General features: G+C 72.0%; 21 protein-coding genes and 1 pseudogene. 8 read left to right on the plus strand and 14 right to left on the minus strand.

Annotated elements, in window-relative coordinates:
- Positions 1-33: 33 nt before the first annotated feature.
- The 4 genes from ABFX81_RS35820 to ABFX81_RS35835 form a co-directional block, all read right to left on the minus strand.
- Positions 34-387: a UBP-type zinc finger domain-containing protein gene (locus ABFX81_RS35820; RefSeq protein WP_086849879.1), complete on the minus strand. Its 354-nt coding sequence runs from the start codon at positions 385-387 to the stop codon at positions 34-36.
- Complete coding sequence (locus tag ABFX81_RS35825) at positions 384-1,829, minus strand: ATP-binding protein (protein WP_086849881.1); 1,446 nt, start codon at positions 1,827-1,829, stop codon at positions 384-386. The genes ABFX81_RS35820 and ABFX81_RS35825 overlap by 4 nt, the downstream gene beginning before the upstream one ends.
- Positions 1,826-3,502, minus strand: coding sequence for an FAD-dependent oxidoreductase (locus ABFX81_RS35830; RefSeq protein WP_086849883.1), 1,677 nt, complete (start codon positions 3,500-3,502; stop codon positions 1,826-1,828). The genes ABFX81_RS35825 and ABFX81_RS35830 overlap by 4 nt, the downstream gene beginning before the upstream one ends.
- Before the next feature lie 106 nt (positions 3,503-3,608).
- Entirely contained in the window at positions 3,609-3,962 is a 354-nt protein-coding gene (locus ABFX81_RS35835; protein WP_086849885.1) for a VOC family protein, read from the minus strand.
- Positions 3,963-4,039: 77 nt separating this feature from the next.
- On the opposite strand from ABFX81_RS35835, the gene ABFX81_RS35840 reads away from it, so the two are divergent.
- The gene (locus ABFX81_RS35840) at positions 4,040-4,921 is read left to right on the plus strand and encodes a universal stress protein (RefSeq protein WP_086849887.1); all 882 of its coding nucleotides are present in this window, start codon (positions 4,040-4,042) and stop codon (positions 4,919-4,921) included.
- A gap of 13 nt (positions 4,922-4,934) precedes the next feature.
- Here ABFX81_RS35840 and ABFX81_RS35845 read toward each other — a convergent pair whose 3' ends face one another.
- The 3 genes from ABFX81_RS35845 to ABFX81_RS35855 all read right to left on the minus strand — a co-directional run bounded on the left by ABFX81_RS35845 (position 4,935) and on the right by ABFX81_RS35855 (position 7,692).
- Positions 4,935-6,167 carry a DUF4032 domain-containing protein gene (locus ABFX81_RS35845; RefSeq protein ID WP_086849889.1) on the minus strand — a complete coding sequence of 411 codons (1,233 nt, stop codon included), beginning with the start codon at positions 6,165-6,167 and terminating at the stop codon, positions 4,935-4,937.
- A 41-nt stretch (positions 6,168-6,208) separates the two neighbouring features.
- Positions 6,209-6,955, minus strand: a complete 747-nt coding sequence (locus ABFX81_RS35850) for an MBL fold metallo-hydrolase (RefSeq protein ID WP_086849891.1) — start codon at positions 6,953-6,955, stop codon at positions 6,209-6,211.
- A gap of 113 nt (positions 6,956-7,068) precedes the next feature.
- On the minus strand, positions 7,069-7,692 hold the full coding sequence (locus ABFX81_RS35855) for an alpha-ketoglutarate-dependent dioxygenase AlkB (protein ID WP_086849892.1): 624 nt from the start codon (positions 7,690-7,692) through the stop codon (positions 7,069-7,071).
- Positions 7,693-7,795: 103 nt separating this feature from the next.
- Here ABFX81_RS35855 and ABFX81_RS35860 point away from each other — a divergent pair, with 103 nt between their 5' ends.
- Both ABFX81_RS35860 and ABFX81_RS35865 read left to right on the plus strand, forming a co-directional pair.
- Positions 7,796-8,434 (plus strand): TetR family transcriptional regulator, encoded by a 639-nt coding sequence (locus ABFX81_RS35860; RefSeq protein ID WP_086849895.1) that lies wholly within the window; start codon positions 7,796-7,798, stop codon positions 8,432-8,434.
- Between the two features lie 16 nt (positions 8,435-8,450).
- A complete protein-coding gene (locus tag ABFX81_RS35865) occupies positions 8,451-10,124 on the plus strand; it encodes an FAD-binding dehydrogenase (protein WP_346139236.1) in 1,674 nt (557 codons plus the stop codon).
- A gap of 23 nt (positions 10,125-10,147) precedes the next feature.
- Here the strand turns inward: ABFX81_RS35865 and ABFX81_RS35870 are convergent, their stop codons facing one another.
- Entirely contained in the window at positions 10,148-10,498 is a 351-nt protein-coding gene (locus ABFX81_RS35870) for a DUF488 family protein, N3 subclade (RefSeq protein WP_086855690.1), read from the minus strand.
- 151 nt (positions 10,499-10,649) lie between these two features.
- Between ABFX81_RS35870 and ABFX81_RS35875 the strand changes: the two genes are divergently transcribed.
- Positions 10,650-11,093 carry a DUF6098 family protein gene (locus ABFX81_RS35875; protein ID WP_086855689.1) on the plus strand — a complete coding sequence of 148 codons (444 nt, stop codon included), beginning with the start codon at positions 10,650-10,652 and terminating at the stop codon, positions 11,091-11,093.
- 67 nt (positions 11,094-11,160) lie between these two features.
- Here ABFX81_RS35875 and ABFX81_RS35880 read toward each other — a convergent pair whose 3' ends face one another.
- Positions 11,161-11,412, minus strand: a complete 252-nt coding sequence (locus ABFX81_RS35880; RefSeq protein ID WP_346139237.1) for a WhiB family transcriptional regulator — start codon at positions 11,410-11,412, stop codon at positions 11,161-11,163.
- Positions 11,413-11,514: 102 nt separating this feature from the next.
- The gene (locus ABFX81_RS35885) at positions 11,515-12,732 is read right to left on the minus strand and encodes a saccharopine dehydrogenase C-terminal domain-containing protein (protein WP_086849200.1); all 1,218 of its coding nucleotides are present in this window, start codon (positions 12,730-12,732) and stop codon (positions 11,515-11,517) included.
- A gap of 115 nt (positions 12,733-12,847) precedes the next feature.
- Here ABFX81_RS35885 and ABFX81_RS35890 point away from each other — a divergent pair, with 115 nt between their 5' ends.
- Positions 12,848-13,555, plus strand: coding sequence for a TetR family transcriptional regulator (locus tag ABFX81_RS35890; protein ID WP_086849198.1), 708 nt, complete (start codon positions 12,848-12,850; stop codon positions 13,553-13,555).
- 20 nt (positions 13,556-13,575) lie between these two features.
- Here ABFX81_RS35890 and ABFX81_RS35895 read toward each other — a convergent pair whose 3' ends face one another.
- Entirely contained in the window at positions 13,576-14,475 is a 900-nt protein-coding gene (locus ABFX81_RS35895; RefSeq protein ID WP_086849196.1) for an ArgP/LysG family DNA-binding transcriptional regulator, read from the minus strand.
- 69 nt (positions 14,476-14,544) lie between these two features.
- On the opposite strand from ABFX81_RS35895, the gene ABFX81_RS35900 reads away from it, so the two are divergent.
- On the plus strand, positions 14,545-15,162 hold the full coding sequence (locus ABFX81_RS35900; protein WP_086849194.1) for a LysE family transporter: 618 nt from the start codon (positions 14,545-14,547) through the stop codon (positions 15,160-15,162).
- A gap of 43 nt (positions 15,163-15,205) precedes the next feature.
- Positions 15,206-15,347: pseudogene (locus tag ABFX81_RS42295) on the plus strand (MFS transporter); the annotation flags it as partial.
- Between the two features lie 4 nt (positions 15,348-15,351).
- Here ABFX81_RS42295 and ABFX81_RS35905 read toward each other — a convergent pair.
- From ABFX81_RS35905 to ABFX81_RS35915, 3 genes are all read right to left on the minus strand, one after another.
- Entirely contained in the window at positions 15,352-15,807 is a 456-nt protein-coding gene (locus tag ABFX81_RS35905) for a cyclic nucleotide-binding domain-containing protein (RefSeq protein ID WP_086849192.1), read from the minus strand.
- Between the two features lie 257 nt (positions 15,808-16,064).
- Positions 16,065-17,543 (minus strand): Orn/Lys/Arg family decarboxylase, encoded by a 1,479-nt coding sequence (locus tag ABFX81_RS35910; protein ID WP_086849189.1) that lies wholly within the window; start codon positions 17,541-17,543, stop codon positions 16,065-16,067.
- A 69-nt stretch (positions 17,544-17,612) separates the two neighbouring features.
- Positions 17,613-17,834, minus strand: coding sequence for a hypothetical protein (locus ABFX81_RS35915; protein WP_086849205.1), 222 nt, complete (start codon positions 17,832-17,834; stop codon positions 17,613-17,615).
- Positions 17,835-18,142: 308 nt separating this feature from the next.
- Between ABFX81_RS35915 and ABFX81_RS35920 the strand changes: the two genes are divergently transcribed.
- Positions 18,143-18,577, plus strand: coding sequence for an ATP-binding protein (locus ABFX81_RS35920; protein ID WP_059416945.1), 435 nt, complete (start codon positions 18,143-18,145; stop codon positions 18,575-18,577).
- The last annotated feature ends 122 nt before the right edge of the window (positions 18,578-18,699 follow it).

The following is an 18,699-nucleotide window of genomic DNA, read 5'->3' on the forward strand; positions in this document are numbered from 1 at the left end:
CGCAGCCGCCACCAAACAGAAGCTCCCGAGCTCCTAGGCTCGCAAAACCCTCGCCCAATCATCCGGCACCCGCCCCGCAGGCCCCGGCACCGGCTGATCCGCGGGATGACTCACCGGCGCGGCCAGCTCCGGCCCCGACTCGTACAACTCGTTCGTCGAGTAGTCCCAGTACCAGCCCTCACCCGGCTCGAAGCTCTGCACCAACGGATGCCCCGACTCCCTGAAATGAGCCGTCGCGTGCTTCGCGGGCGAACTGTCGCAGCACCCCACGTGCCCGCACTGCGCACACCGCCGGAGGTGGAACCACCACCCGCCGGCCGCCTCGCACTCCGCGCACCCGCTGCCGCTCGGCGCAGCACCCGGGTCGATCCCGTTCTCACCACTCATGCCGACTCCTCCTCGACCGCTGTCAGCGGAAGCAGCACCTGGAACCGCGTGTCCCCGGGCTCCGACTCCACCTGAATGCTGCCGTGATGCTTGTTGACCACGATCCGCCAGGAGATGTCGAGCCCGAGCCCGGTCCCCTCACCCACCGGCTTCGTCGTGAAGAACGGGTCGAAGATCCGCCCCCGGTCCTCCGCCGGGATACCGACGCCCGTGTCCCGGAACTCCACCAGCAGCCGGTCGTGGTCCCGGGCCGTCCGTACGGTCAACGTCCCTTCCCCGCCCGCGCTGTTCATCGCCGAGACCGCGTTGTCGATCAGGTTCGTCCACACCTGGTTGAGTTCCGCCGGGTACGCCGGGATCCTCGGCAGCGTCCGGTCGTAGTCCTTGACGACCTTGATCTGCCGGCCGGTCTTGGCCGACAGCATCAGCAGGGTGCTGTCGAGGAGTTCGTGCACATCGGCGTTCTGGAAGGGCGCCCGGTCGAGCTGGGAGTACTGCTTGGCCGCGTCGACGAGATGCGAGATGCGCGCGGTGGAGTCGTTGATCTCGTCCATCAACAGCTCGGTCTCGACGGTGTAGTTGAGCCACCCGACGGCGCTCGGCAGGAGTTCCTCGTCCACCGCCGCCGCGACCTGGTCCAGCCAGTCCTCGTCGAGACCGGCCTGGACGAAGGCCGGCGCGATCCGCCAGCCGTCCGGGATGCCGTGGTCGTCGAGCCAGTCGGTGAGCGCGTCCTCGCGGTCGGAGGCCTCCAGCGGACTCAGCGTCGGTGCCTTGGCGACCCGCTCGGCGGTGCGTTCCTGGAGGTCGATGAGGTTCGCCATGACCTCGGGGGAGTACGAACCCTGCGCGATGACCGCCAGCTTGTGCCGCATCTTGCCCACCCGCTCCCGCAGCGTCGCGGTCGCCCGTACGGCAGCCGCCGCGGGGTTGTTGAGCTCGTGGGTGAGGCCGGCGGACAACGAGCCGAGCGCCAGCAGTCGTTCGCGCTGCCCGATGGCCCGCTGGGTGTTCTTCGAACCGAAGAACAGCCCCTCCAGCAGATGCACCGCCATCGGGAACCACTCCTGCATGATGCCCGCGAAGGTGTCGGCGGGCAGCACGAAGAACCGCGTCGGCTCGGTGACGCGCATGGAGTTGTTGTAGACCTGCCGGACCCGGTCGCCCAGATAGGCCTGCATGGACCCCGCGTACACCCCGCGCTGGGAGGTCCGGGTCACCTCCACGTCGTCGCCGCCGACCCGGCGGTACAGCACGACCGTGCCCTCCAGCATCACGTAGAAGCAGGTGGCGGGTTCGCCCTCGGTGTACACGGGGCCGGGCTCGAACTGCTCCACGCGCCCCTCGGCGCACAGCCGTCCCAGCTGCTCGGGGGTCAGCTTCTCGAACAGGAACAGCGAGCCGATCTCCTGCGGGGCGCACGGCAGGGGCTGCCCGCTCACGACTGCTCCAGATACCGGTGGACGAGCATCACGGCCATGGCTCCCTCTCCGACGGCGGACGCGACCCGCTTGGCGGACTCGGAGCGGGCGTCACCCGCCACGAACACGCCGGGCACATTGGTCTCCAGGTGGTACGGAGGCCGGTCCAGCTCCCAGCCCTCCGGCGGGCGGCCGTCGGGCGTCAGGTCGGGTCCGGCGAGAATGAATCCGCGTTCGTCCCGCAGCACCGTGCCGTCCAGCCAGTCGGTCAGCGGGGCCGCGCCGATGAACACGAACACCCACTGCGCGTCGACCTGTTCCGTCTCGCCGGTGTCCGCGTCCCGCAGCGTCAGCCGCTCCAGGTGACCGTCGCCGTGTGCTTCCTCGACGACCGTGCGGGCGCGCACCTGGATGTTCGGGGACTCCTCGATCTGCTGGATGAGGTAGTGCGACATCGACGCCGCCAGCGACTCGCCGCGTACCAGCAGTGTCACCGACTTGGCGGCCCGGGACAGGTACATCGCCGCCTGCCCGGCGGAGTTGGCGCCGCCGACGATGTACACGTCCTGTCCCTGGCAGGAGGGAGCCTCCGTCAGGGCCGAGCCGTAGAACACCCCGCACCCGGTCAGGGCCTCGCAGCCGGGCGCTGCCAGCTGCCGGTAGGACACGCCGGTCGCCAGGATCACGCTGTGCGCGGCGACCGCCGAGCCGTCGGAGAACCGGACGATCCGGGCGGCGCCGTTGACCTCCAGGGCGGTCACCTCGCGCGCGGTGAGGATCTCGGCGCCGAACTTCGTCGCCTGCCGCCGCGCCCGGTCGGTGAGCTGGGCCCCCGACACGCCGTCGGGGAAGCCCAGGTAGTTCTCGATGCGCGAGCTCTGGCCCGCCTGCCCGCCGGTCGCCGACCGCTCCACCAGCACGGTCCGCAGCCCTTCGGAGGCGCCGTAGACCGCCGCGCCGAGCCCGGCCGGACCGCCGCCGATCACGACCAGGTCGTAGAACTCGGCCGTCGGGGTCGTCGCCAGCCCGACCCGGGCGGCGAGGTCGACGGCCTCCGGCTCCACCAGCGGTGTCCCGTCCGGCGTGATCACCACCGGCAGCCGCATCCCGTCCTCACCGGCCGCGGCCAGCAGCCGCCGCCCCTCCGGCTCGTCGGAGGAGTACCAGCGGTACGGCACCTGGTTGCGGGCCAGGAACTCCCGCACGTCCGAGGAGCGCGCCGACCAGCGGTGCCCGACGACCTTCGTGCTGGGCACGGGCCGGTGGTCGCCGGCCCGCCACGCCCGGAGCAGATCGTCCAGGACCGGGTAGAGCTTCTCCTCGGGCGGGTCCCACGGCTTGAGCAGGTAGTGGTCGAGGTCGACGACGTTGATCGCGTCGATCGCCGCGTTCGTGTCGGCGTACGCCGTCAGCAGCACCCGCCGGGCGCCCGGGTAGACGTCCAGGGCCTGTTCGAGGAACTCGATGCCGTTCATCTGCGGCATCCGGTAGTCGGCCAGGATCACGGCCACGAGGTCGCCGCGCAGCTTCAGCTCCCGCAGCGCGTCGAGCGCGGACTCGCCGGACTCCGCGCGCACGATCCGGTACGACGCGCCGTACCGCCGCCTCAGGTCCCGGGCCACGGCCCGGGAGACCCCCGGATCGTCGTCCACGGTCATGATGACGGTCCGCGCCGCATCGGCGGCCTGTGCCATACGTCCCCCACACCGGGCGGTCGACTCACGGCACGGCGCCCCGGGGCACCGCGCCGACCTCCGCCCATCGTATGTTCGATCGCCGTGGTGCGCTCCGGTACGGAGATCAGCTCCGGCGGGCCCCCAGCACGCAGAACTCGTTGCCCTCCGGGTCGGCGACCGTCACCCACGGCTGCTCGCCCTGCCCCACGTCGGCGTGCCGCGCGCCGAGTGCCAGCAGCCGGGCCACCTCGGCCTCCTGGTCGTCGGGCCGGAAATCGAGGTGGAGACGGTTCTTGACGGTCTTGCTCTCCGGCACGGTCGTGAAGAGCAGCCCCGGCAGCCGGTCCGGGGCGGGCCGGATCTCGAAGTCGTCGGGTTCGTCGTTCACCACGGTCCAGCCCAGCGCCTCGGCCCACCAGCGGCCCAGGGCGACGGGATCGGCCGAGTCCACGATTACCTGCTCCCACTCCAGAGACATGCGGGAAGAATAGTGAAAGCTGATCATCGTCGCAGCGACTTTTCCATGCAGTGGCATTCACACAAGGAGGCAGCCGGATGACACGCCCGATCACCGCAGGGGTCGACGGAACGCAGGAGAGCCTCGCGGCCCTCGCCTGGGCGGCCCGCGAGGCGGTGCGGCGCGACCGGCCGCTGCGCGTGGTGCACGCCTGGCGGTTCCAGCCGCAGGAGGCGCTCGAAGCGGGGATCGCCGGGGACGCGGACAGCCAGGCGGAGTGGGTGCACAGCGCTGTGACCGAGGCGGTCGGGACCATCACCGAACGCCATCCGGACCTGGAGGTGACCACCGACGTCGTGGAGGGCGCGGTCGTCGACACCCTGGTCGCCGCGGTTGCCGGCGCCGAGCTGCTGGTGCTCGGCTCGCGCGGCCACGGGCCGATCGTCGGTTTCCTGCTCGGCTCGGTCGGCCAGCAGGTCATCGCGGAGGCCACCCGGCCCGTCGTGCTCGTCCGGGCCGGGGACCAGCCCGCTGTCGAGGCCGCCGGGCGGGAGATCGTCGTGGGCCAGCAGGGCGACCCGGAGGACAGCGCCGACGCGCTGCGGTTCGCGTTCGAGACGGCTGCCGCGCGCGGGGCGACCGTGCGGGTCGTACGGGCCTGGACCCTGCCGCCGGTGTTCGCCTACAGCCCCGGCTCGCTGAAGCTCCTCGACGAGGCCGGGGGACTGGAGCCGTACGAGAAGAAGGCCCTGTCGGCCGCGGTCCTGCCGTGGCGGGAGCGCTTCCCCGAGGTGCCGGTGGAGGAGCACGTCGAAATGGGCAGCGCCGGGCAGGTGCTGCTGTCGGTGGCCGGTACGGCCCAGCTGATGGTCGTCGGACGGCGGGCCCACCGTACGGCCGTCGGCGCCCGGATCGGCTCGGTGGCGCACGGGGTGCTGCACCACGCGGACTGCCCGGTGGCCGTGGTACCGCACGCCTGACGGGGGCTGTGGCTCAGTCCGCCGTCGGCTGAAGCGTCTTGCGGGCTTTGGGGAGGATGTTCGCGATGTAGTCCTCGACCGCCGTTTCGATGCCGATGTCGTGCTGGGCCCGCTCGGACATGTACCAGCGGTGTTCGAGGAGCTGGTGGTAGATCTCCGCCGGGTCCATGGAACCGCGCAGTTCGGGCGGCACCGCCCGCACGGTCGGCCGGAACACCTCCCGCACCCAGCGGTGGGCCAGCACCTCCGGGCGGGCGCCGAGGGGGTCGCCCGGGGCGTAGTCGTCCTGGGTCGCCATCCAGCTCTCCAGGTCGTTGAGCAACCGCCGGGCCTGGTTCTCCTCGGCGTCGAGCCCGGTCAGGCGCAGCAGCTGGCGCTGGTGGTGGCCCGCGTCGACGACCTTGGGCACGAAGGTGACCGTGTCGCCGTTCGAGGCGTGCTCGATCTGCATCTCGGCGACGTCGAAACCGAGGTCGTTCAGACGGCGGATCCGGCGTTCTATGTAGTGGTGCTTGCCGGCCGGGTAGACGGAGGTGCGGGTCAGTTCGTCCCACAGGCCGCGGTAGCGGGCGCAGATCTCCATGCCGAACTCGATCGGGTCCACGGACGGGTGCAGCGCCCCGGACGCCTCCAGGTCCAGCAGTTCCCCGCTGATGTTCACGCGGGCGAGGTCCAGGTCGTACTCGCGCTGCCCGGAGCTGAGCTGCGGATGCAGGTCACCGGTCTCGGCGTCCACCAGATACGCGGCGTAGGCGCCCGCGTCGCGCCGGAAGAGGGTGTTGGACAGCGAGCAGTCGCCCCAGGCGAACCCGGCCAGGTGCAGCCGAACCAGCAGCACGGCGAGCGCGTCCATCAGCCGGTGCATGGTGGCCGGGCGCATGGTCGTCTCGAACATCGAGCGGTACGGCATCGAGCCGCCCAGGTGCCGGGTGATCAGCACGCTCTCCAGCGGGGCGCCGTCGGCGCCGGTACGGCCGGTGACCACGGCCAGCGGGTCCACCGCCGGGATGCCGATCCGGTCCAGGTCGCGCAGCAGCCCGTACTCGCGCTGCGCGGGCCGCTCGGCCAGCTCCTTGACGGCGATCACCTCGTCACCGGCCCGGGAGTAGCGCACCACGTGCCGGGAGATGCCGCGGGGCAGCGGCACGAGGTACTCCTCCGGCCACTCCTCCAGGGGCAGGTCCCACGGCAGCTCCAGCAGAAGCGCGGGATGCTCCGGGTTGGTCGCGCTGATCTGAAGTGCCATGAGCCGGGTGTCCTTGTCTCGCCGCTGATCGTCACCTCAGATTAGAGGGCGCGCTCCCGGGCCCGGTGTGCGGCGTCCTTCAACGAGCCGCGGTGGACCGGACCGTGCCCGGGCAGCAGCAGCTCGCCCTCCAGTTCCGCGAGGACGTCCAGGGACGCCACGGCACGCGGACGTTCGTGGTGGAACATGTCCGGCAGCAGCTGCGGCCCCTCGACCGGCGAGGTGGGGTGCCCGCTGACCAGGGCGTCGCCGGAGACGAGCACGCCGGTGCCCGGCAGGTGGTAGGCGCAGTGCCCGTCGGTGTGGCCCGGCGTGTGCACCGGCACGGGCCGCCCGGGCAGGTCCAGGGGGCCCGCCGCCGGGAAGGGCTCGGGGGCCGTGACCGGGTTGTGCGTCGTGCCGCCGGAGCGCAGCGCGTGCACGGCCCAGGGCAGCACACCCGGCCGCCAGCCGTTCTTCAGTACCGTCCCGAGGGACACCTGGTGCAGGAACTCCCGGCGCGCGTGCGGTGCTTCGGCCGCGTGCAGGTACACGGGCGTGCCGTACGTCGCGCGCAGGTACTCGGCGGAACCCAGGTGGTCGTTGTGCGCGTGGGTGATCAGCACCGCCGCGACCGCCTCCGGGGAGCTTCCCACCTCCGCGAGCGAGGCGAGGAGCCGCTCCCGGTCGCCGGGGTAGCCGGTGTCGACGAGCGTGACGGCGTCCCCCTCCGCGATGATCACCCAGTTGGTGTCGGAGCCGTGCACCAGGTAGGTGCCGTCCGCGACTTGGTGTACGTCTGCCCGCATGATCGCCCCGCGTTGGTGTGGTCCCAGCCCGACGAGAGAAGGAAAGCAGACGCCACGGCAGGCGGAATGGCCAGGTCCGCCTCAACGGACCGGCGGGGCATGGTCCTTCGGGCTCAGTGCACGCCGTGCGGGCGGAACTGGATGCTGATGCGCGGCTCCGTCGCGCGGGTGCTCTTGGGTACGGAGTGCTCCCAGGTGCGCTGGCAGGAGCCGCCCATCACGATCAGGTCGCCGTGGCCCAGTGGCCGGCGCACGGTGTCGCGGCCGCCCCGCATCGGGCGCAGCAGCAGATCCCGGGGCGCCCCCACCGACAGGATGGCGACCATCGTGTCCTCGCGTGCGCCCCGCCCGATCCGGTCGCCGTGCCAGGCCACGCTGTCCCGGCCGTCGCGGTAGTAGCACAGGCCGGCCGTGGTGAACGGCTCACCCAGTTCCTCGCCGTAGTGGGCGCTCAGCGCGTCGCGCGCCTCGGTCAGGACCGGGTGCGGCAGCGGGTCCTCGGCGCCGTAGAACGCGAGCAGCCGGGGGACGTCGACGACGTGGTCGTACATCGTGCGCCGCTCCGCCCGCCAGGGCACCTCGGCGGCGAGCTGTTCGAACAGTGCGTCGGAACCGCCGAGCCACCCGGGCAGGACGTCGAGCCAGGCGCCGAAACCGAGGTCGGTACGGCTGATCCCGTCGAGAGGCGCGAGCCGCAGCTCGTCCGTCTGGTCGAAGAGGGAGCCCTGGAGGTGCATGCCGCCAGCGTACCTCGTAATCGAATGCTTGTTCCATGGAGAATTCCAGGCTTTCGATACATCGGTGTATCGAATACAGTCACGTATCGAAAGGAGGCCGGGCATGGCCGTGGAGGGAACGACCGGGCGTGTGACCAGGCGCCGTGTCCGTACCCGGGCCAACCTCCTGGACGCGGCGTTCTCCGTGTTCGCGGCCAAGGGCTTCGGGCACGTCTCGATCGAGGAGGTCTGCGAGGCCGCCGGCTACAGCAGGGGCGCCTTCTACTCCAACTTCTCCAGCCTCGACGAGCTGTTCTTCGCCCTCTACCAGGAGCGGGCCGACCTCATCGCGGAACAGGTGTCCGGGGCCCTCGCCCTCGACGGGCCCGGCCTCGACGTGCCGGCCGCCGTGGACCGCGTCACCGACGTGCTGCTCCTCGACCGGGACTGGCTCCTGGTGAAGACGGACTTCCTGGTGCACGCCGCCCGTGACCCGGAGGTGGCCCGGAGCCTGCTGGAGCACCGGGCGCGGCTGCGGCAGGCGATCGCCGACCGGCTCGCCCGCGCCCGTGGGCACACCGCACTGCCCGCCGTCCTGGGCGACACCGACGGCGCCGCCCACGCCGTGGTCGCGGCCTACGACGGCGTCACCACGCAACTGCTGCTGGACCGGGACGTCGAACACGCCCGCGCCTGGCTGAAGCAACTGCTCACGGCCCTGCTGACCGACGGCAGCGGCACCCCCGACCACAGCCAGAACTGAAGAAGGGAACGTTGCCATGGACGCCGACGTCATCGTCGTCGGAGCGGGCCTCGCAGGCCTGGTCGCGGCACACGAACTGACCAGCAGGGGCAGGAGGGTCGCCCTCGTCGACCAGGAGAACGCCGCCAACCTCGGGGGACAGGCCTTCTGGTCCTTCGGCGGGCTGTTCCTCGTCGACTCGCCGGAGCAGCGGCGGCTGGGCATCAAGGACTCCTTCGACCTCGCCTGGAGCGACTGGCGGGGCAGCGCGGGCTTCGACCGGCTGGACGACGAGGACACCTGGGCCGTGCGCTGGGCGCGCGCCTACGTCGAGTTCGCCGCGGGGGAGAAGCGGTCCTGGCTGAACGGGCACGGCATCACGTTCCTGCCCACCGTCGGCTGGGCCGAGCGCGGCGACCTCACGGCACACGGGCACGGCAACACGGTGCCCCGCTTCCACATCGCCTGGGGCACCGGCACCGGTGTGGTGGAGCCCTTCGTCCGCTACGCCAAGCAGGCCGCGCGCGACGGACTGCTCACCTTCCACCACCGCCACCGCGTCGACGAACTGGTCATGCAGGACGGCAGCGCCCGGGGCGTGCGCGGCACGGTCCTGGCCGAGGACCCCTCACCCCGGGGCGTCGCCTCCAACCGCGACGCCATCGGCGAGTTCGAACTCACCGCCCAGGCCGTCGTCGTCACCAGCGGCGGCATCGGCGCCAACCACGACATCATCCGCCGCTACTGGCCCGAGCGCCTCGGAACCCCGCCGCGGGAGATGGTCACCGGCGTACCGGCCCACGTCGACGGACGGATGCTCGACATCAGCGCCGAGGCGGGCGTACGGCTGGTCAACCGCGACCGCATGTGGCACTACACCGAGGGCCTGCAGAACTGGGACCCGATCTGGCCCGGCCACGGCATCCGCATCCTGCCCGGACCGTCCTCGATGTGGTTCGACGCCCTCGGCCGCCGCCTGCCCGGGCCCTGCCTGCCCGGCTACGACACCCTCGGCACCCTGAAGCACCTGCGCACCACCGAGGACATCGCCGGGTACGACCACTCCTGGTTCATCCTCACGCAGAAGATCATCGAGAAGGAGTTCGCCCTGTCGGGCTCCGAGCAGAACCCCGACATCACCGCCAAGGACCGCGCCGGGTTCCTGAAGGAACGCGTCCTCGGAAAGGGCGCGCCCGGGCCGGTCGACGCGTTCCTGCGCAAGGGCGCCGACTTCGTGACCGCGCCCAGTGTCGAACAGCTCGTCGAGAAGATGAACGAGCTCACCGACAAGCCGCTCTTGGACGCGGCCGGGATCAAGCGCCAGATCGAGGCCCGCGACCTCCAGATCGCCAACCCCTACGCCAAGGACGCCCAGGTGCAGGGCATCCGCAACGCCCGCCGCTACATCGGCGACCGCCTCGGCCGGGTCGCCACCCCGCACCGCATCCTCGACCCGGCGGCCGGCCCCCTGATCGGCGTCAAGCTGCACATCCTCACCCGCAAGACGCTCGGCGGCATCCAGACGGACCTCGACTCCCGCGCCCTCGGGACCGACGGCAAGCCGGTGGAGGGGCTGTACGCGGCCGGCGAGGTCGCCGGATTCGGCGGCGGCGGTGTCCACGGCTACAACGCGCTGGAGGGCACCTTCCTCGGCGGCTGCCTCTTCTCGGGGCGGGCGGCGGGGCGGGCGGCGGCGAAGCAGACGGCCTGACCATGCCCGGACGGCCCGCCTCCTCAGCTCCGCACGAGGCGGGCCAGCACCGTGGCGTGGCTCCGTTCCGGCGTCTTCGACGCGGTCAGCAGTGTCACATCGCCCGTGCGGGCCAGGTCGCGGACGTGGTCGAGGAGCTCGGCCGCCTCGTCGGCGGAGAGTTCCGCCTCGTACCGCCCGGCGAACTCCTCGTACGAGCCCTCGCCGGAGTGGTACCAGCGGCGCAACTCCGTCGACGGGGTGATCGCCTTCGGCCACTCGTCCACCCGCGCCGCGTCCTTCGCCAGCCCCCGCGGCCACAGCCGGTCGACCAGGACCCGCACCCCGTCCTCCGGCTCGGGCGGATCGTAGACGCGGCGTACGCGGACGCTCATGCTCGGCCCCTCCTGGCTGCTGCGACGGACGGATGTGCCGCGAGCGTAACCCCGGCCGGGCGCCGGCACCCGTCCGCGCCGAAGGACCGATTCCGCTCGCGCCGAGCGGGTACTCCGTCCGCCTGACGGCGTCGAGGGAGGAGGACACGACATGAGTGGATCGGACGACCTGCCGGTCGTGCGCACACTCGCCGAGCTCACCGAGCTGGTCGAAGAGCATCAGGGCCTGTACGTCCGCTGGTCGCGCGGCCCCGCGACCGATCTCCGCGACGTGTCCAGCACCGACGATCTGACGGGCGTGCCCATGCCGGGTCTGTCCGCCAATCCGCTCGACGTCGAGGACTGGTGGGAGGACCGGCCCGTCCAGGTGTGGGTGGCGCGCCGCCTGCACGACTACGCCCATCTGCCGCACGAGAAGGGGCCCGGTGTGCGGGCCTGGGTGCTCGCGGGCCGGGAGACCTCCCGCGGACCCGACAACGAACCGCTGGTCACCGACGCCCGGCCGATGTGCTGGATCGACCAGCAGGTGATCGACGAGGCGAAGGCGGAGGTGTCCCGGCAGGAGAACCCCTGGGGGCCGCTGCGCCGCAGCTGAGATCCCCAGGGGAGTAGTGGGGGGGTGTGGGGGCGCCGGCCGAGCGGCGCCCCCAGGGGGTGGGGCGTCAGCCGGAGCGCCGCCGGGCCGCCGCCCGCCGCTTCAGCGCGCGCCGTTCCGTCTCGCTGGTTCCGCCCCACACACCGATGGACTGCCCCGTGTCCAGCGCCCACTGCAAGCACTGCTCCTGGACGGGGCAGCGTCGGCACACGCCCTTGGCCTGCTCCGTCTGCAGCAGGGCCGGGCCGGAGGTGCCGATCGGGAAGAAGAGCTCGGGGTCCTCGTGCCGGCAGGCAGCGTGGTCTCGCCAGTTGTCCATCGAAGTCACCTGCGATCGCAGTAGAAACGTGCCCGTTCGGATGATTGCTCCTTTTCGGGTCACCTGTCGACGCGTGGTGAAACAGCACCGCCCCGGACACGCTCACTGCTCGCGCATGCCCCAGGGCGAGCCGTAGGCGGTCAGCAGGTCCAGGAACGGGCGGGCCGGGAAGGCCTCCGGGCCGAGCACGCCCGCGCCGGACCAGGCGCCCGTGGCGAGGAGTTCGAGTGCGACGACGGGGTTGACGGCGGTCTGCCACACCACGGCCTGAGAGCCGTACTCCGCCATGGACCACTGGTTGTCTACCACGTGGTAGAGGTACACCTCGCGCGGTTTCCCGTCCCGCACGCCCCGCACCCACGTGCCCGCGCACGTCTTCCCGTGCATGCGCTCGCCGAGCGTCGCCGGGTCGGGCAGGCACGCGGCGACCACGTCCCGGGGCGAGACCGCCACCGGGCCGTCCGGGCCCGGCACGGTCACCGGGTCGGTACGGTCCAGGCCCAGCAGGTGCAGCGTCTTCAGCGTCTCGACGAACTCGCCGCCCAGGCCGTACTTGAAGGTGACGCGGCGCGCGTCGACCCAGCGCGGGACGAGCAGCACCTCCTCGTGCTCGACGTTCACGCACTCGACCGCGCCGATGCCCTCGGGGAAGTCGAAGACCTCGGGCTCGCTGAAGGGTTCGGTGGTGAACCAGCCCCGGCCGGCCTCGTAGACGACCGGAGGGTTGAGACACTCCTCGATGGTGGTCCAGATGCTGAACGAGGGCGCGAAGCCGTAGCCGTCGACCGTCAGGTTCGCGCCGTCGCGGATGCCGATCTCCTCGATCTCGTCGAAGAGTTCGTCGGCGGCGTACCGTGCGAAGACGTCCGACAGGCCCGGCTCCACGCCCATGCCGACGAGGGCCAGCACGCCCTCCTTCTCCCAGTCGGCCGCCTGCGCGAACTGCTCGTCGCCGAGCTTGACCCCGCACTCCTCGTACGGCCGCTCGGCGTGCGGCCGGGACAGCGACATCGCCATGTCGACATACGTGGCGCCCGCGGCGCGGGCCGCGCGGAACAGCGGCATCACGAACCGGGGATCGGTGGCGTTGAGCAGAACGTCGCAGCGGTGCTGCGCCAGCAGCCCGGCCACCGCCGCCTCGTCGCCCGCGTCCACCTGTCCGGCGGTGAACCGCGCGTCACCGCCGAGCGCCGCGACCGCCGCCTCGGCCCGGCCCCGGTCGTAGTCGGCCACCACCATCGCCTCGAAGAACGGCCGCCGGGCCGCGATCCGGGCGATCGCGCCGCCCACACCTCCGGCACCCACGAGCAGTACACGCATGACAGAAACTCCCTTTTTGCGAAGAACGTGGCGCGCCCTCGGGGAGATACAACGCCGCCCCGTGACTTAAGGTCAATGGCGTTGGCGTAAGGAGCCGTCGTGGAGGGAGCCCGTCGTGCCGAAGCCCGTGGTGCCCGAGGAGAAACGCCGCCGGCGCAGGCCCACCAAGAGCGGCACCGTGCTGTCCGAACAGCTGATCGTCGACACGGCGCTGCGCATGCTGCGCGAGCACGGCAGCGCGGGGCTGACCGCCCGCAGGCTCGGTCTGGCCCTGGACGCCGACCCGAGCACGCTCTACCGGTACTTCCGGGGCATGGACGACCTGACGCTCGCCATCGGCGACGCGCTGATCGGGCAGGCGCTCCGCGGCTGGGCGTCGACGGGGGAGTGGCGGGCGGACCTGCGGGCCGTCGGGCTGCGCATCCACGCCGCGTACATGGAGCATCCGCAGGCCGCCGTGCTCACCGCCAGCCGCGTCTCGGGCCGGGCCCACGAACTCGCGGCCGACGAGGCCGTCCTGGACATCCTGCACACGGCGGGCTTCCCGGTGCCGGACGCCGTGCGCGTCTACCACGCCTTCGTCGACACCACACTGGCCTTCGCCGCACTCGACGCCGCCTCCCTGGCCCTGCCCAGCGCCGCGCTGCGGGCCGACGAGGAGATGTGGCGCTCGACCTACGCCCGCCTGCCCGCCACCACCCACCCCCGCATCGCGGAGGCGGCGCCCCTGCTCGCCACGCGGATGCTCACCAGCGCCTATCCGACCGCCCTGGACATGCTGCTGGACAGCGCGGTGGCCCAGCTGGAGGACGTCCGGGACTAGGGGGCGTCACACCCTGGGCGTCACACCCGCAGTGCCTCCCCGGCGGTCGCCGTCACCGTCTCGGCCACCTGTGCCAGCGCGGGCGAGTCGAGCTTCCACTGCTGCCAGTACAGCGGCACGTCCACCGTCCGGCCCGGGGCGAATTCGACCAGCCGACCGGTGCGCAGCAGCGGGTCCGCCTGGGCCTCGGGCACCAGGCCCCAGCCCAGCCCGGCGGCCACGGCCTCGACGAAACCCTCCGAGGTCGGCACGTAGTTCCGCAGCGCGCTCGCGCTGCTCCGCCCCCGGGTGAGCCGGCGCACGAAGCCGTCCTGGAAGTCGTCCCGCCGGTCGAAGGCCACCACGGGCAGGCCGGGGAGCACCCGTTCCAGCGGCCCGTCGAGGTGACGCGCGGCGAAGTCCGGGGCGGCCACGGGGATGTAGCGCATCCGCCCCAGCGACCGGACGGAACACCCCGGCACGGGATCCGGCGACGAGGTCACCGCCGCCATCACCACCCCCTCCCGGAGCAGCGCCGCCGTGTGATCCTCGTCCTCGCGGCGCAGCTCGAAGTAGAGCCGCAGTTCCTCCGGCACCCGCGTGAGCACCCGGAGGAACCAGGTGGCCAGCGAGTCCGCGTTCACCGCCACCGAGACCCGGGTCGGCTCCCCGGTGCCGCTCAGCCCGAGCTCCGCGTACGCGTCGCGCTCCAGCCGCGCCACCTGCCGGGCCAGCCGCACCAGCACCTCGCCCGACTCGGTCGGCCGCACCGGCTTGGTCCGCAGCAGCAGCACCCGCCCCGTGCGCTGCTCCAGCGCCTTCACGCGCTGACTGATCGCCGACGGCGTCACATGCAGCGCGGCCGCCGCCGCGTCGAACGTCCCCTCGTCGACGACCGCGAGCAGGGTCCGCACCTGGTCCAGCGGGAGATCGGGCATCATCACGCCTGCTAATGATACGTAAGAATCTTTAGCTGGACCCGGATCGGGCCGGTCCGTAGCGTCGACGCCATGACCAGCACTTTCACCGCCGGCGCCGCCGGTTTCGGCACCGGACTGTCCCTCATCGTCGCCATCGGTGCCCAGAACGCCTTCGTCCTGCGCCAGGGCATCCGCCGCCAGGCCGTCCTCGCCGTCGTCGCCATCTGCGCCCTGTCCGACGCCGCGCTCATCGCCCTCGGCGTCGGTGGGGTCGGTGCGGTGGTGGTGACCTGGCCGGGCGCGCTGAAGGCGGTCGGCTGGATCGGCGGAGCGTTCCTGCTGGGCTACGGCGCCCTGGCCGCCCGCCGGGTGTTCCGGCCGGACGGTGGCGCGCTGCGGACGGAGGGGGAGGCGGCCGGATCGATGCGCCGGGCGGTGCTCACCTGCCTGGCGATGACCTGGCTCAACCCGCACGTCTACCTCGACACCGTGTTCCTGCTCGGCTCCGTCGCCGCCGACCACGGCCCGCTGCGCTGGACCTTCGGCCTCGGCGCCGTGCTGGCCAGCCTGTGCTGGTTCACCGCCCTCGGTTTTGGCGCCCGGATGCTCGGGCGCTTCCTCGCCAGGCCGTCCGCCTGGCGGGTCCTTGACGGCCTGGTCGCCGCCACCATGATCGTGCTCGGTGCCGTGCTGATCGCCGGAAGCTGAGACCGGCCGCCGCCCGCTCGCCGGCTGGTGCGTGGACCGGCGCAAGCTCGCCGACGTGCTGCACGGCACCGCGGGGCTCCGCCTTCGGCCCCCGCGCCGCCGTCGCGGGCGGCGGGCTGCTGGTCGTCGCCGTGATGCTGCTCCTGGCCGCCGCCGTCCCGGCGCTGCGGCGCTACCGCGTCTGACGTCTCACAGGGCGCCCCGGCGGTGCAGCGTGTACTGCTCCATCAGCTTGCCCCGGGTCATCTCCAGCCGGTGCGCGAGCACCTCGGCGACGTTCCGCACCAGCATCAGCCCGAGCTCCGTGTCCTCCTCGCACCGCGCCAGCACGGCCCTCGCGTCGAACTCGTAGGCCCGCACGGGGCTGAACGCCACCGCGCCGAAGTCCCAGGTGTACGGCGGGAACAGCCAGGACCAGCCGAGCAGGTCGCCCGCGCCGAGGCTGGCCACGGTCACCCGCTGGAGCGAGTTCACCTGCTGGTCCAGGGAGACCGCGCCGGAGCGGATGACCCAGAAGCGGTCGGCCGTGCCGCCCGCCTCGAAGATCCGGGCGTCCTCGGGGAAGGACACCTCCCGGGCGAGCGTCATCAGACGCTGCCGCTGGGGCGGAGGCAGGGCGGTCAGGAGTTTGATCGCTTTGGTCATGCGGAGCTCCTCGCCGGGCGGTCGACTTCGGTGCTTTCCCTACGCCCATTTCAGCCGCTGGCGGGGCCCAGGGCACCTCGGCGTGCGCAACTTTCCCGGGGCATGAAAAAGCCCTGGCTGGACGGGGGAGACCAGCCAGGGCCGTAAGCGGTGGTGCGGAGGACGGTGGGTCGACTCCGGCACCACGTATGAGTGAACCGTAAACCATCCAGGGGGCGTGCGCGCACCCTGGACCGGGTTGCGTGACCCGTTTCACTTCAGTCCGCGTCCCCGGCGAGGACCCGGACCGTCTCCAGCTCCGGGTTCGTGGGGTCGGGCAAGTGCATGCCCGCGGCCAGTCCGGTCCGCAGGTACGCCAGCACCGGCTCGGTGAGGCGCTCGCCGGGCAGGACGGCCGGGATGCCGGGGGGATACGGCGTGATCATCTCCGCCGCGACCCGCCCTGCCGCCCGCTCCACCGGCACGTCCTCGGCCGGGCCGAAGAACGCGTCACGGGGCAGCACCGCCTGTTCCATCCGCAGCTCATCGGGTGACGGCACCTCCACCAGCGGCGCCCGCGGCAGGTCCCGCGCGGCCCGCGCCAGGTCCCGCAGTGCCTCCAGCAGCTGCCCGGTCGTCTCCCGGTCGTCGCCGTGGGTGATCTGCGCGCCGATGCGGCGGTGGTCCACCAGATGCGCGTCGATCTGCCGGTGCTCGCGCAGCCAGTCCGCCGCCTGGAAGCCCGTGATCCCGAGTCCGTCGAGGTCGATAACGCCGGGCAGCGGGTCGAGGTCGTCGGACAGGCCCGGGCCGCAGAAGTCGTCGCGGTCGTTGACGTGCAGCCCGTCGATCTCCTCGATGGCGGACCGGACCTCGGTCGCCAGAGCCAGCGCGCCGCCCATCAGCTCCTCGCCGTGCAGCGCCATCTGACGCCGCCAGCCGTCCAGACCCGCGAAGATCAGCGCCGACGGGCTCGTGGTGCCCAGCAGGTCCGCGCGCATCCCCAGCAGCGCCGGCGGGACCAGATCACCCTGGAGATGGAAGACGGAGCCCTGCTCCAGGCCGCTGCCCATCTTGTGGATGCTGGTCACGCAGATGTCCGCGCCCGCGTCCATCGCCCAGGACGGCAGATCGGGGTGGAACGGCAGATGTGCCCCCCAGGCCTCGTCCACGATCAGCGGCCGCGAGCGGCGGTGGCACACCTCGGCGACCGCCCGCAGATCCGCGCAGCCGCCGTACGGCGTGGGGCTGGTGACCAGCGCACCCCGCGCGTCCGGGTGGGCCTCGAAGCCCCGGTCGAAGTCCTCGGCGGACGGGGGATGGGCCAGGTGCCGTTCGGCGTCCCAGCGCGGCTCGATCCAGACGGGCTCGATACCGGAGATGATCAGCCCCGCCACCACCGACTTGTGGGCGTCACGCCCGATCAGCAGCTTCTCGTGCGGCCCGGCGACCGACAGCATCGCGGCCTTGACCGACAGGGAGCTGCCGCACGTGCTGAAGAACGTGTGCTCGGCGTGCACCGCGTCGGCCATCAGCTCCTGGGCGCGTTGCAGCACCCGTCCCCGGGTGAGCCGGTCGTCCAGACCGCCCGAGGCCAGCACGTCGCCGTGGAAGACCGCGTCGCCCAGGACCTCCCGGACCGCCGGGTCGGCGCCGCGGGCCTGCTTGTGTCCGGGCGGCGTGAACGACAGGTGCCCCTTGCGGCGGTACGCGTCCAGGGCTTCCAGGACCGGTGCTCTGGTGTGGTCGATTGTCATGCGCACCGGGTTCCCGGCACGTGACCTCGCAATCCGCCCGTGCCCGTCACCGGGCAACGGCCCTCCTGGTCAGCCCTCCTCAGCGTGTTTGCCCGGAGTCACGATCTCGTCCAGCACCCTGAGCACCGCCTCGTAGGACATCTGCCGCACGGTCGCGTCCCGGGCTCCCTGCGGGTCGGTCGCGCCCAGCTCCTCGCTCCTGCTCCGCCAAGTCCGCTCCTCGTGCACCGCGCAGGCCCTCGCGCGCTGGATGCGCCGCAGCAGTTCGTCCGAATCCACCACATCGGTCATGGGCACCGCGTACCCCGAGGACGCGTGGTGATGGCATCGGTTCACGGCCATCGGCATCGATTCACGGCCGTCCCGGGGCTCCCAGGGGTCTTTTCGGGCTCTTTTTCCGGCAGTGGGGCGGACCGAGGTTTGCAGGTGCGGGGAGAGGTCAGCCGAACTAGGAGACCTGCGGCGCTCGCGCGAAACGCGCCCCGAACGCCGCGGGGGGAACACCGACAGCGGGTCCGTGAGCCCACGGCATGCCCGGGCGGGCGGCCCCGGTACGCGGCCGGACCCGGCTCATGCCTGACCGAGCAGGGAGCTTGAGGATGTGCGAGGAGCACATGATCGAATCGGTATTCGAACCGCCCGGTGTGAACCGGGCCCGGCCGTGCAAACCCGCCGAGGCGCGCCGGGCCGTGGAGCGCGCCGTGGCCGAGCGCTGCCGCACCACCCACACCGCGTGTGACGCGAACGCCCTGTCCGACGCGCTGCTCGTCGCTTCGGAGCTGACGACCAACGCGATCCTGCACGGCGGCGGAGTCACCGACTTCCGCGTCGACATAGACGGCCCCGGCGTACGGCTCTCGGTGAGCGACCGCAGCGACGAACTGCCGGTGACAGCGCCGCCCACCGATCCGCACGGACGGCTTCGGCACGGCGGTCACGGCTGGCCCATCGTCTGCCGGCTCTCCCGCGACGTCCGCGTGTCCGACCTGCCCGCCGGCGGCAAGTGCATCACCGCCGTCGTGCCCCTCTCCTGAAGGCCCGTGGACCGGTTCCCTCCAGATTGCACAGCAAAGTGGAGTTTGTTCTACCGGGGGCAGGGCAGACGCAATCTCGTGCTTCGGACCGGAGGCGCGCCAGCGGGAGCGGTATGCATGAC

Origin of the sequence: Streptomyces coeruleofuscus (assembly GCF_039532725.1) — a bacterium.
GTDB classification, from domain to species: domain Bacteria; phylum Actinomycetota; class Actinomycetes; order Streptomycetales; family Streptomycetaceae; genus Streptomyces; species Streptomyces coeruleofuscus.

Coding starts and splice junctions, on each gene's coding strand:
- ABFX81_RS35820 (WP_086849879.1), bottom strand. CDS start 387: ATGAGTGGTGAGAACGGGATCGACCCGGGTGCTGCGCCGAGCGGCAGC.
- ABFX81_RS35830 (WP_086849883.1), bottom strand. CDS start 3,502: ATGGCACAGGCCGCCGATGCGGCGCGGACCGTCATCATGACCGTGGAC.
- ABFX81_RS35835 (WP_086849885.1), bottom strand. CDS start 3,962: ATGTCTCTGGAGTGGGAGCAGGTAATCGTGGACTCGGCCGATCCCGTC.
- ABFX81_RS35840 (WP_086849887.1), top strand. CDS start 4,040: ATGACACGCCCGATCACCGCAGGGGTCGACGGAACGCAGGAGAGCCTC.
- ABFX81_RS35845 (WP_086849889.1), bottom strand. CDS start 6,167: ATGGCACTTCAGATCAGCGCGACCAACCCGGAGCATCCCGCGCTTCTG.
- ABFX81_RS35850 (WP_086849891.1), bottom strand. CDS start 6,955: ATGCGGGCAGACGTACACCAAGTCGCGGACGGCACCTACCTGGTGCAC.
- ABFX81_RS35855 (WP_086849892.1), bottom strand. CDS start 7,692: ATGCACCTCCAGGGCTCCCTCTTCGACCAGACGGACGAGCTGCGGCTC.
- ABFX81_RS35860 (WP_086849895.1), top strand. CDS start 7,796: ATGGCCGTGGAGGGAACGACCGGGCGTGTGACCAGGCGCCGTGTCCGT.
- ABFX81_RS35865 (WP_346139236.1), top strand. CDS start 8,451: ATGGACGCCGACGTCATCGTCGTCGGAGCGGGCCTCGCAGGCCTGGTC.
- ABFX81_RS35870 (WP_086855690.1), bottom strand. CDS start 10,498: ATGAGCGTCCGCGTACGCCGCGTCTACGATCCGCCCGAGCCGGAGGAC.
- ABFX81_RS35875 (WP_086855689.1), top strand. CDS start 10,650: ATGAGTGGATCGGACGACCTGCCGGTCGTGCGCACACTCGCCGAGCTC.
- ABFX81_RS35880 (WP_346139237.1), bottom strand. CDS start 11,412: ATGGACAACTGGCGAGACCACGCTGCCTGCCGGCACGAGGACCCCGAG.
- ABFX81_RS35885 (WP_086849200.1), bottom strand. CDS start 12,732: ATGCGTGTACTGCTCGTGGGTGCCGGAGGTGTGGGCGGCGCGATCGCC.
- ABFX81_RS35895 (WP_086849196.1), bottom strand. CDS start 14,475: ATGATGCCCGATCTCCCGCTGGACCAGGTGCGGACCCTGCTCGCGGTC.
- ABFX81_RS35900 (WP_086849194.1), top strand. CDS start 14,545: ATGACCAGCACTTTCACCGCCGGCGCCGCCGGTTTCGGCACCGGACTG.
- ABFX81_RS35905 (WP_086849192.1), bottom strand. CDS start 15,807: ATGACCAAAGCGATCAAACTCCTGACCGCCCTGCCTCCGCCCCAGCGG.
- ABFX81_RS35910 (WP_086849189.1), bottom strand. CDS start 17,543: ATGACAATCGACCACACCAGAGCACCGGTCCTGGAAGCCCTGGACGCG.
- ABFX81_RS35915 (WP_086849205.1), bottom strand. CDS start 17,834: ATGACCGATGTGGTGGATTCGGACGAACTGCTGCGGCGCATCCAGCGC.
- ABFX81_RS35920 (WP_059416945.1), top strand. CDS start 18,143: ATGTGCGAGGAGCACATGATCGAATCGGTATTCGAACCGCCCGGTGTG.